This is a genomic window from Methylobacterium sp. WL18, assembly GCF_008040015.1.
In the GTDB taxonomy this organism is placed as follows: domain Bacteria; phylum Pseudomonadota; class Alphaproteobacteria; order Rhizobiales; family Beijerinckiaceae; genus Methylobacterium; species Methylobacterium mesophilicum.
Window position 1 is genome coordinate 1 of sequence record NZ_VRVD01000085.1, and the last position, 11868, is coordinate 11868.

General features: G+C 67.8%; 8 protein-coding genes. 6 read left to right on the forward strand and 2 right to left on the reverse strand.

What is annotated here, in order from left to right:
• On the reverse strand, nucleotides 1-243 hold a 243-nt coding region (locus FV228_RS33730; RefSeq protein ID WP_210247793.1), incomplete at its 3' end, for a hypothetical protein.
• Nucleotides 244-448: 205 nt separating this feature from the next.
• On the opposite strand from FV228_RS33730, the gene FV228_RS09645 reads away from it, so the two are divergent.
• The 5 genes from FV228_RS09645 to FV228_RS09665 all read left to right on the forward strand — a co-directional run bounded on the left by FV228_RS09645 (nucleotide 449) and on the right by FV228_RS09665 (nucleotide 8946).
• The gene (locus tag FV228_RS09645; protein ID WP_147854421.1) at nucleotides 449-2035 is read left to right on the forward strand and encodes a porin; all 1587 of its coding nucleotides are present in this window, start codon (nucleotides 449-451) and stop codon (nucleotides 2033-2035) included.
• Nucleotides 2036-2169: 134 nt separating this feature from the next.
• Nucleotides 2170-3771 (forward strand): porin, encoded by a 1602-nt coding sequence (locus tag FV228_RS09650; RefSeq protein ID WP_147854422.1) that lies wholly within the window; start codon nucleotides 2170-2172, stop codon nucleotides 3769-3771.
• A 608-nt stretch (nucleotides 3772-4379) separates the two neighbouring features.
• Nucleotides 4380-5972: a porin gene (locus tag FV228_RS09655; RefSeq protein ID WP_147854423.1), complete on the forward strand. Its 1593-nt coding sequence runs from the start codon at nucleotides 4380-4382 to the stop codon at nucleotides 5970-5972.
• A 271-nt stretch (nucleotides 5973-6243) separates the two neighbouring features.
• Nucleotides 6244-7614, forward strand: a complete 1371-nt coding sequence (locus FV228_RS09660) for a 2-hydroxycarboxylate transporter family protein (RefSeq protein ID WP_147854424.1) — start codon at nucleotides 6244-6246, stop codon at nucleotides 7612-7614.
• A gap of 24 nt (nucleotides 7615-7638) precedes the next feature.
• Nucleotides 7639-8946: an MFS transporter gene (locus FV228_RS09665; protein ID WP_147854425.1), complete on the forward strand. Its 1308-nt coding sequence runs from the start codon at nucleotides 7639-7641 to the stop codon at nucleotides 8944-8946.
• Between the two features lie 225 nt (nucleotides 8947-9171).
• Here FV228_RS09665 and FV228_RS09675 read toward each other — a convergent pair whose 3' ends face one another.
• Nucleotides 9172-9825 carry a GntR family transcriptional regulator gene (locus tag FV228_RS09675; protein WP_147854426.1) on the reverse strand — a complete coding sequence of 218 codons (654 nt, stop codon included), beginning with the start codon at nucleotides 9823-9825 and terminating at the stop codon, nucleotides 9172-9174.
• A 103-nt stretch (nucleotides 9826-9928) separates the two neighbouring features.
• Here FV228_RS09675 and tcuA point away from each other — a divergent pair, with 103 nt between their 5' ends.
• Entirely contained in the window at nucleotides 9929-11440 is a 1512-nt protein-coding gene (tcuA, locus tag FV228_RS09680) for an FAD-dependent tricarballylate dehydrogenase TcuA (RefSeq protein WP_246693877.1), read from the forward strand.
• Nucleotides 11441-11868: the final 428 nt, after the last annotated feature.

Consider the following 11868-nt stretch of genomic DNA (forward strand, 5'->3'; position numbering starts at 1 on the left):
GGCTCCGTTCGGCGCATCGCCGTGCGGCGGCTCGAGACCATGGGCCGGCGCGTCTCCGCGGGATGAGCCCGGGTCCGGCCGTATCGGCAGACCCACGCGCGTGCGGATAAAAATCGCGGCTGCGGCGATATTCCTTTTGAGATGTTCGCAATAAATATCCGCGTCAATCGGACTACTTCTACAATCTATATACTCAACAATACTGCAAAACATTTTGATGACGTTGCGACGTTGCAACAACACAAATCAATTCCACAGATCGAATGATATCGATGTTGCTTGGATAAGGCGCGTTCCATCATATGAAACCGCATAGAGGAATCTCGGACGCGGGATATATCTAAACATCTGCACTTAAGATTGCAGAATTCAACAACATCGAGCGCTGCGAGGGCCGGATAAACCGGGCTCGTGGGTGTTTTCGGGTCTCGAAGCTTTGGAGATATCTATGAAGCTCTTGAAGAGCTCGCTGCTGGGCTCGGCCGCCGCCTTCGCGGCGATCGGAGCCGCCCAGGCCGCCGACCTTCCGATCAAGAAGGCGGCGCCGATCGAGTACGTCCGCGTCTGCTCCGCTTTCGGGGCCGGCTTCTTCTACATCCCGGGCACCGACACCTGCCTGCGCATCTCGGGCCGCGCCCGGTTCGAGGGTGGCTACATGGCCAGCTACTCGCGCCAGGGCTCCAACGGCGACACCTCGGGCTACCAGGGCCGGATGCGCATCAACATGGATGCCCGCACCCAGACCGCCTACGGTACGCTCCGCGCCTTCGTCCGCCTCGATGCCGGCAGCCGCACCGGCTATTCCGGCATCGGCCAGTCCGGCACCCAGCAGCGCATCGGCCAGGCCTACGCCTCAACGGGCGTCGATCAGGTGGGTCGCGATCAGCAATACATGAACGTCGACAAGGCGTTCATCCAGTTCGCCGGCCTGACCGCCGGTCGCGCGTCCTCGTTCTTCGACTTCTACGCGCACGACTTCGAGATCACCGGCAGCACGCTCGGCTCGGACAACGCCTCGACCAACCTGCTCGCCTACACGGCGGTGCTGGGCAACGGCGTGTCGGCGACCCTGTCGGTGGAAGACCCGGTCTTCCGCCGCACGCCGATCTTCGCGCCCTACGCGTCCACCGTCAGCCCCGTGTTCGTCGGCTACACCCGGGGCGCTCCGACCGTGCTGAGCACGATCGACACCGTTCAGCGCGAGCGTCTGCCCGACTTCGTCGGTGCCCTGCGCCTCGACCAGGCCTGGGGCTCGGCTCAGATCTCGGCCGCCACCCATGAGCTGAACGTCGGCAATATCGCGACGAATCCCGTCGCAGGCACGAACGTCAACATCGCGCACACCAACAGCGTCCAGGCCTGGGCGGTGCAGGGCGGCCTGAAGGTGAACACCCCGTTCGTCGCGCCTGGCGACGCCCTGTACCTGCAGGGCGCCTATAGTGACGGCGCGCAGCTCTACACGGGCTATTCCGCGTATAGCGGGTCCTACGCGCAGAACCCGGCGACGATCCAGGGCCAGAAGTTCAACCAGTTCTTCTCGGACGCCACGATCAACCCGTTCACCGGCCAGCTGCAGACCTCGCAGAGCTTCACCGCTGTTGCGTCGTACCTGCACTACTGGTCGCCGGAATGGCGCTCGGCCCTGTTCGGCTCCTACGGCGAGCAGAGCTTCTCCCGCGCCGCCCGTCTCGCGCAGGGGGCCGCCTATGGCCTCGCCGGCTCCGGTCTCATCTCCGGCCCCAACGCCGTGGGCGTGCCCGGCACGCGGTTCTATCAGCTGAGCCAGGCGCTCCGCGACAACTACCAGTTCGTCGCCGGCGCGAGCCTGATCTGGTCGCCAGTGAAGGATCTCGATATCGGCGTCGAGGGCTACTACACGCAGATCGGCCTGAAGAGCGGCCGAGTGATCGACCAGGATAAGAGCCCGACCGCCTACAACAACGTCGCCGGCATCAACAACGGCACCTTCGTGCCGCGTACCGCGACGCAGGACTCGATCTCGCAGGTCCGCTTCCGCGTCCAGCGCGACTTCTGATCCGCCCCAGCGGTGCCGGGGCTTCTGTCCCGGCACTCGTCCTCGTGCACTCGACTTCCAAGGCCCGGCCCCGCGCCGGGCCGCTTTTTCTGGCGCCAGTCCCGCTGTGCCGGCTAAGAATAGCGAGGCCTTTGATGAGGCGATCGACGTCTCTCCTGCTGGGCTCGGCCGCCACCCTCGCGATGGCCGGGGGAGCCGCCGCGGCCGACCTTCCGGTCGGGACGGCGGCGGCGATCGCGTATGTCCGGGTCTGCTCGGCCTACGGCGCCGGCTTCTTCTTCATCCCGGGCGCCGACACCTGCCTGCGCGTCTCCGGCCGCGCCCGGTTCGAGGGCGGCTACATCACCAGCTATACCCGGCAGGCCGGTACCAACGGCGGCGATACGTCGGGCTATCGCGGGCTGCTGCGCTTCAACCTCGATGCCCGCACCCAGACCGCCTACGGCACGCTGCGCGCCTTCGTGCGCCTCGAGGCCGGCAGCCGGACCGGTGCGGCCGGTGTGGGCCGATCCGGCACCCAGGAACGCATCGGCTCGGCCTACGTCGCCACCGGCGTCGATCAGGTCGGTCGGGTCCAGCAGGTCGTGAACGTCGACAAGGCGTTCATCCAGTTCGCCGGGCTCACGGCCGGTCGCGCCGCCTCATTCTTCGACTTCTATGCCCACGATTTCGAGCTGTCGGGCAGCACCGCCGGCTCGGATGTCGCCTCGACCAACCTGCTCGCCTACACGGCGGCCCTCGGCAACGGCCTGTCGGCGACCCTGTCGGTGGAAGACCCGGTCTTCCGCCGCACGCCGATCTTCGCGCCCTCGGGGGGCGCCGCTCCGGCCAGCCCGGTCTTCGTCGGCTATACCCGGGGCGCTCCGTCGAGCTTCGCCGCCATCGACGGCATCCAGCGCGAGCGGCTGCCCGACTTCGTCGGCGTCCTGCGCCTCGACCGGGCCTGGGGCTCCGCGCAGCTTTCGGCCGCCACCCATGAGCTGAACGTCGGCAACGTCGGGCTCGGCACCGGCGCGAACGCCGCCGTCGCGCACACCGACAGCGTCCAGGGCTGGGCGGTGCAGGGCGGCGTGAAGGTGAACACGCCGTCCGTCGCGCCGGGCGACGCCCTGTACCTGCAGGGCGCCTACGGCGCGGGCGCGCAGTTCTACACGGGCTATTCGGCGTTCAGCGGCTCCGCCGGACAGAGCCCGGCGACGATCCAAGGCCAGAAATTCAGCCAATTCTTCTCGGACGCGACGGTCGACCCGTTCACCGGCCGGCTGCAGACCTCGCGGAGCTTCACCGCGGTGGCGTCGTACCTGCACTACTGGTCGCCGGACTGGCGCTCGGCCGTCTTCGGCTCCTACGGCGCGCAGGGCTTCGCCCGCGGCGCCCGCCTTGCGCAGGGCGCGGCCTACGGCCTGGTGAGCACCCTCGCCGGCGGCAATCCCTTCGGCACCAACGCGGTCGGCGTCCCGGGCACGCGGTTCTATCAACTGAGCCAGGCGCTCCGCGACACCGACCAGTTCGTGGCCGGCGCCAGCCTGATCTGGTCGCCGGTGAAGGACCTCGATGTCGGCGTCGAGGGCTACTACACGCAGATCGGCCTGAAGAGCGGCCGGGCGATCGATCTCGACAAGAGCCCGGGCGCCTACGGTGCCATCGCCCAGATCAACGCCGGCACCTTCATGCTCCGGACTGCGACCCAGGATTCGGTCTCGCAGATCCGCCTGCGGGTCCAGCGCGACTTCTGAGCCGGTATTGCGGCGCCGCGACAACCGAGGCCCGGCCCTGCGCCGGGCCTCCTTGCGTTGTGCATCGCGCCGAAAGGCTCCCGGGCGCCGGACCGAGCGATGGCGCTCGAGGGCCCCCCGCGATTCGTCGATGAGGACCGGCGGCCCTGTTCCTGGTCGGGATGGCGGCTCGATCGCCGCCGATCACGAGGCGGTTGGTGCAAGCGCGCCACCGTCCGGGGCAGGTGCGCCGCCCATCCGGCAGGATCGATGCTCCGAGAGGTCTCCGATCTAGATCAATGATCGGGCGCATCTGGTTCCACCAAGAGCAATGACGACGGAAAAAATTGTCCGATTGCAAATACCTCATGGCAAATACTGAAGTTAAATAAAATCAAAACATCTCAAGCGTTACGTGGCAGATCAGCAACAAATTCATAAATGCTCAGGCGGCACGTTGAATCACTGTTGCTTGATAAAGATCGGGATCGCAGGATCGTAGACGAAAGATGAGATGCGGTAAAACTTGCCGATCTCTCTTCTGCAAATAAAAAATCAAAGAACAATCTGCGTTCCGCAGAAAAACGGGAAGCGTTGCCGTCTTCGGCTTCAAACTTCTGGGGGTCTTGATGAGATTATTGAACCATTTCTTGCTCGGATCCGCGGCCGCGTTCGTTGCGGTCGGATCCGCCCAGGCTGCCGACCTTCCGATCAAGAAGGCGGCGCCGATCGAGTTCGTCCGCGTCTGCTCGGCCTTCGGGGCCGGCTTCTTCTACATCCCGGGCACCGACACGTGCCTGCGCGTCTCGGGCCGGGCCCGGTTCGAGGGGGCCTACCAGACCTCGTCCAGCCGCCAGCCGGGCGCGGCCGGCGACACGTCGGGCTTCCGGGGGCTGGCGCGCTTCAACATGGATGCCCGCACCCAGACCGCCTACGGCGCCCTGCGCGCCTTCGTGCGCCTGGATGCCGCCTCCCGCACCGGAACCATCCATTCCGGCACGATGGTGCGTATCGGCCAAGCCTATCGTGGCACGGGCGTCGACGAGGTGAATCGGGCGCAGCAATACGTGAACGTCGACAAGGCGTTCATCCAGTTCGCCGGCCTCACCGCCGGTCGCGCCTCGTCGTTCTACGACTTCTACGCCCACGATTTCGAGTTCTACAGCGCGACCTCGGGCTCGGACAATTCATCCACCAACCTGCTCGCCTACACCGCCACCTTCGGCAACGGCGTCTCGGCGACCCTGTCGGTGGAAGACCCGGTCTTCACGCGCTCGCCGGTCTTCTCGCCGTCCGGGAACGCGCTCGCCCCCGTCTTCGTCGGCTACACGAGTGGCCGGCCGTCCCGCTACGGCAACGTCGACGCCGTCCAGCGCTCGCGGCTGCCCGATTTCGTCGGCGCCCTGCGAATCGATCAGGCCTGGGGCTCGGCCCAGCTCTCGGCCGCCACGCATGAGATCAACGTCGGCAACCTGAGCACCAACACGCCCGCGGGCGCGGGTGGCGTGCTCACCGGCATCCGCCACGCCAACTCGGTCCAGGGCTGGGGTGTGCAGGGCGGCGTGAAGATCAACCTGCCGGCGATTGCCCCGGGGGATACCCTCTATCTGCAGGGGGCCTACGCCAACGGCGCGCAGAGCTATGCCGGCTATTGCATGATCGCCGGCTGCTACGCGCAGTCCAATACCGGCTTCGATACCCAGAAGTTCGAGCAGTACTTCGCCGACGCGTCGGTCAACCCGTTCACCGGCCAGCTCCAGACCTCGACGAGCTTCTCGGCGGTGGCGTCGTACCTGCACTACTGGTCGCCGGAATGGCGCTCGGCGCTGTTCGGCTCCTACGGCGAGCAGGACTTCTCGGCCGGTGCCCGCCTGGCCCAGGGCGCGCTGTTCAGCCTGGTGAACCCAAGCGGCAACAGCTTCTTCACCAACGGCGTCGGCGTGCCCGGTACCCGGTTCTACCAGCTGAGCCAGGCCCTGCGGGACACCTACCAATACGTGGTCGGCGGCAGCCTGATCTGGTCGCCCGTGGCGGATCTCGATATCGGCGTCGAGGCCTTCTACACCCAGGTCGGCGTGAAGAACGGCCGGGTGATCGACCTCGACAAGGGCCCGGGTGCCTACGCGAACGTCGCCGCCATCAACAACGGCACGTTCGTACCGCGGACGGCGACGCAGGATTCGATGACGCACGTCCGCTTCCGCGTGCAGCGCGACTTCTGATCCGATGAGCCGGCGCCGGGGGGCACCCCCGGCGCCGTCCCCGATCGTGCGTCCACGCGACGACTGGAGGTGCCGGCTTAATCCCTCTCCCCAATACAGGTGGCGCGCTTTGTCCCGCGGTTCGCGTTGCCGCCCTGTGCGGGCGCTGATACGCCGGATTCGACTTTATCTCCGCCGACCGGGCGGCTCAGGTCGCGACCGTCGGGGCGATCGGGGCCGCGCGGCGAAGGCCGGAAGGGCCCGCGCGTGGTCGGAAGTCCGGAGGAAGCCGATGACCAGTAGCGCCTCGACGAGTCCCGTGCCGACGCCGCTCAACGAGCGCCGCGCCGCACGGTTCTGGCCCGAGGGCTGGTGGCGCCTGGTCGACATGAAGATCGGCATCATTCCGCTGCCGCTCTACGTCATCGTGGCGATCCTGCTGGTGGTCCTGGTCCAGGAGGGCGAGGTCAAGCCGGACGGGCCGACCATGATCGCCGTCCTGGTGATGGGCGGCTTCACCTGCGCCGAGATCGGCAAGCGCATCCCGATCCTGCGCAACATCGGCGCGGGCGCGATCTTCGCGACATTCATCCCGTCGGCGCTCGTCTACTACAAGCTGGTGCCGCCCCAGATGGAGAAGGCGATCTTCGACTTCACGAAGTTCACCAACTTCCTCTACATCTACATCGCCACGATCATCGTCGGCTCGATCCTGGGCATGGATCGCGACGTCCTGATCAAGGGCTTCCTCAAGATCTTCGCGCCCCTCGCGGTCGGCTCGGTGGCGGCCGCCATCGTCGGCACCCTGGTCGGCACCGCGCTCGGGCTCGGCCCCTACAAGACCTTCTTCTTCATCGTGGTGCCGATCATGGCCGGCGGCGTCGGCGAGGGCGCGATTCCGCTCTCCATCGGCTACGCGGCGATCCTGGGCCAGCAGCAGGGCGTCGTGTTCGCCCAGGTGCTGCCGCCGGTGATGCTCGGCTCGCTCACCGCGATCATCTTCGCCGGCACCCTCAACTATGTCGGCAAGCGCTATCCCCACCTCACCGGCGAGGGCCGGCTCCAGCCGGGCGCGGAGGGCATGGAATCGAGCGACGCTCAGGCCCGCTCCGAGGCGGCCCGCGGCCAGATCGACGCCGCCACGATCGGCGCGGCCGGGCTCACGGCCATCACCCTCTACCTGCTCGGCGTCGTCGCCCACCACCTCGTCGGCCTGCCGGCGCCGGTGGCGATGCTGTTCCTGGCGGTGTTCGCCAAGCTCGGCAGCGCGGTGTCGCCCCACCTCCAGGCCGGCGGCTTCGTGGTCTACAAGTTCGTGCAGGTCTCGATGACCTACCCGCTGCTCTTCGCCATCGGGGTGGCGCTCACCCCCTGGAACGAGCTGATGGCGGCGTTCACCCTGGTGAACCTGATCACCATCGTGTCCACCGTGTCCACGCTGATGGTCACCGGCTTCTTCGTCGGCCGCGCCCTCGGGATGTACCCGATCGAGACCGCCATCGTGAACGCCTGCCACAGCGGCCAGGGCGGCACCGGCGACGTGGCGATCCTCACGGCGGCCAACCGCATGGCGCTGATGCCGTTCGCCCAGATCGCCACCCGGATCGGCGGCGCCCTGACCGTCACCGGGACGATCATCGCGATGAAATGGATCGGTGCGTGAAACGAGATCGGGGAGCGTTGCGTCATGGCCGGTGATCCGGGCGCCGTCGGGGCGAGCCTGCAATCCAGGATCGGGGCGATCCTCCGCTCGACGAGCGGCAACTTCCTGGAGATGTTCGATTTCTTCCTGTTCGGGTTCTACGCCAGCTCCATCGCGCGGGCGTTCTTCCCCTCGGGCAACGAGACCACCGAGCTGCTCCTGACCTTCGGGACCTTCTGGCTCGGCGCGCTGATGCGGCCCCTCGGGGCGATCGTGCTCGGCGCCTATATCGACCGGATCGGACGCCGGAAGGGCCTGATCGTCACCCTGGCGATCATGGCGAGCGGCACGGTGCTGATCGCCTTCTGCCCGAGCTACGGGACCATCGGCATCGCCGCGCCCCTGATCGTGCTGGCCGGCCGCCTGCTGCAGGGCTTCTCGGCCGGCGTCGAGATCGGCGGCGTCTCGATCTACCTGTTCGAGATCGCCACGCCCGGGCGGAAGGGCTTCTACACGTCGTTCCAGTCGGCGAGCCAGCAGGTGGCGATCATGTTCGCGGCCGTGATCGGCTACGGGCTGAACGCCTACCTGACCAAGCAGCAGATCGGCGATTTCGGCTGGCGCATCCCGTTCTTCATCGGCTGCCTGATCGTGCCGTTCATCTTCTTCATCCGGCGCTCCCTGCAGGAGACCCAGGAATTCGCCCAGCGGACCCACCATCCGAGCACGCGCGAGATCCTCACCACGGTCGCCGCCAACTGGCGGATCGTGCTGCTCGGCATGATGCTCTCCACCATGACCACGGTGACCTTCTACATGATCACCGTGTACACCCCGACCTTCGGCAAGACCGTCCTCAAGCTCACCGAGACCGACAGCCTGATCGTCACCCTGTGCGTGGCGATCACCAACTTCATCTGGCTGCCAGTGGGCGGCGCGCTGTCGGACGCGATCGGGCGCAAGCCCGTGCTGCTCACCATCTCGGTCCTGTCGCTGCTGACCACCTATCCGGCGCTGCACTGGCTGGTGGCCGATCCGACCTTCGCCAAGATGCTCGGCGTCGAATTGTGGTTCTCGTTCTTCTTCGGCGTCTACAACGGCGCGATGATCGTCTCGCTGTCCGAGGTCGTGCCGGCGCATGTGCGGGCCAGCGGCTTCTCCCTGGCCTACAGCCTCGCCACGGCCCTGTTCGGCACCGCCACCCCGATGGTCTCGACCTACCTGATCGAGCGGACGGGCGACCGGGCGGCCCCGAGCTACTGGCTGATGGCGGCGGCCGCCTGCGGGATCGTCGCGACGCTCGCGCTGTTCCGCGGCGGCCCGCGGGAGGCCCGGGTTCCGGCCCACGCCTGAGCGGCTTTACGTCGACCCACGCTGGGGAGCGCTGCCGCAGCCGCGGAGCGAGCTGCCTTTTCGGATGTGGCTCGGGTCCCCTCTCCCGTGCGGGAGAGGGACAGGGTGAGGGGACAGGTTCATCCGGAGAGGGCGCATCCCTCACCCCAACCCTCTCCCGCACGGGAGAGGGGGCCTGTCGCGGGTCGAAGACGCTAGATTCTCACAGCCCCTCAGGGCGCCGGGCTACACCCCCTGCCAGATCCGGATCCGCGCCTTGAAGGCGGCGCGGATATGCGCGCGGGCTGCCGCCTCGGCCCGGTCGCCATCATGGGCGCGGATCGCCGCGATGATCGCGGCATGCTCGTCGAGGGACTCGCCGGCCCGTTCCGGTGCCGAGAGGGTCGTCGAGCCGGGCAGCAGCACCAGCGACAGGCGCATCGTCTCCAGGGTGCCCTGCAGGAATCGGTTGCGCGCGGCCGCGTGGATCTGCCGATGGAACAGCCGGTTGGTGCGCGCCAGCGCCGCCCCGTCGCCGGCCAGCGCCCGGTCGCGGGCGATCATCTCGTCCAGAAGCTCGGTCTCGACCGCGCTGGCATGGATCGCGGCGAGGCGGGCCGCCGTCCCCTCCAGCACCTCGCGCATGTCGTAGAGCTCGCTGACCTGACCGTAATCGAGCTGCGCCACGCTGGCGCCCCGGTGCGGCTCGTGCGCGACGAGGCCCTGCGCCTCCAGGCGACCCAGAGCCTCGCGCACCGGCGTGCGGCTGATCGCGAACCGCTCCGCCAGCTCGGCCTCGCGCAGGCGGCTGCCGGGGGCGAGTTCGCCCTCCTCGATCGCCTGCAGCAGCCGCTCGTAGGCGGCGGCGCCGTTGGAGCGCTCAGACTCGCTCGCCTTCATGGCCGGACTCTCCTCGGCCGTGGCCATAGCGTGAAACGTGGTCCGCAGGAACGCTTGCCGCCGATTGCATGCAAGCGTATACAATATCGGAATCGAGGCTCGGATGACGGAGGCGGCGATGCAGGATCGGCAGGCGGGACCCTTTGATGTCGTGGTGGTCGGCTCCGGCAATGCCGCCATGAGCGCGGGCCTCGCCGCCCTGGAGCGCGGCGCCTCGGTGCTGATGATCGAGAAGGCGGAGCCGGATCTGGCCGGCGGCAACACCGCCTACACCGCCGGCGCCATGCGGTTCGTCTACCAGGGCAACGACGACCTGATCCCGCTGCTCGCCGACCCGGACGACCCGCGCCTGCCGCGGACCGATTTCGGCGCCTACACGGCGCAGACCTTCGAGAGCGACCTCCTCGGCTTCAACGACGGCCGGCCGCTCTCGCGCGAGCAGCGCATCCTGATCGACGAGAGCGGCGCGGCCCTGCGCTGGCTCTCGACGCAGGGCGTGAAGTTCGAGCCGATCTACGCCCGGCAATCCTTCGAGAAGGACGGCCGCTTCGTGTTCTGGGGCGGCCTGACGCTCGCCACCCACGACGAGGGTTTCGGGCTCGCCCGCGCCGAACTCGAGGCGTTCACGAAGGCCGGCGGCGAGATCCGCTACGGCTGCCCGGCCACCGGGCTGATCGTCGAGGCGGGCTGCGTCGTCGGCGTGGAGACGCCCCAGGGCGCGTTCCGGGCCGGGGCGGTGATCCTGGCCTGCGGCGGCTTCGAATCGAACCCTGAGCTGCGCACGCGCTTCATCGGCGCTGGCTGGGACAAGGCCCGGGTGCGCGGCACCCCGCACAACCGCGGCGACGGATTGGAGATGGCGCTCGCGCTCGGCGCCAAGCCGCACGGCTTCTACGGCGGCTGCCACGCCACCCCGATGGACCTGCACACCCCCGATTACGGCAACCTCGACTTGCCGCACGGCGAGCGGAAGCACTACCGCAAGATCTGCTACTTTTTGGGATTGATGCTCAATGCGAACGGCGAGCGGTTCGTCGACGAGGGCAAGAATTTTCGCAATTACACCTACGCCCAGTTCGGCCGCTCGATCATGGAGCAGCCCGGGCACGTCGCCTGGCAGATCTTCGACGCCAAGGTCGATCACCTGCTCTACAGCGAGTACCGGTTCCACGACGCCCACTTCGTCGAGGCCGACACGCTCGACGGGCTGCTCGACAGGCTCGACGGCATCGACCGCGCGGCGGCCCGGCGCACCATCGCGGATTTCAACGCCGCCGTGGACGATGCCGTGCCGTTCGACCCCACCGTGAAGGACGGCCGCGGCACCAAGGGCCTCCCCCTGCCGAAGTCGAACTGGGCGCAGGCGATCGAGACCGGGCCGTTCAAGGCCTACCCGGTCACGGGCGGCATCACCTTCACGTATGGCGGCGTCGAGGTCGGGGAGGGTGGCGGCGTCCGGCGCGAGGACGGCAGCGAGATCCCCGGGCTCTACGCCTGCGGCGAGATGGTCGGCGGCGTGTTCTTCAACGGCTATCCCGGCGGCTCGGGCCTGACCTCCGGCGTCGTGTTCGGGCGTCGGGCCGGATATGGCGCCGCCGCGGCGGTGCGGGGTTAGAAGGTATCGTGGTTTCTCGGACCCCTTCTTCAATCGCGAATCCCAAGGCCGCAGAATGAACCACCCTGTCATTCCGGGGCGCCGCAGGCGGCCCCGGGATGACAAGGAGGGTGATGGAACGACCCGGGAATTCTGACGCGTCTGGAAGACATCGTATTCCGGGGTGACTTCGTGCCATCGGCGGGCGGGATACGGAACGGCGCGCGTCCGCCATCGTTGCAAACACCTGTCCCCATCGAACGCGCGCGCGTAGAAGACGCCCATGTCAGACCGGCAGGCCGTCTTCACCATCACCCGGGGCGTCCCGTTCCTGCCGGCGCTCGCCGAGGCGCTGCTGTCCGGCCGGCTGGTCGGGCCGGTGGCGGAGGATCCGCTGGCGCTGGCATCGGTCACGATCTACCTGCCGACCCGCCGGGCCGCGCGGGCGC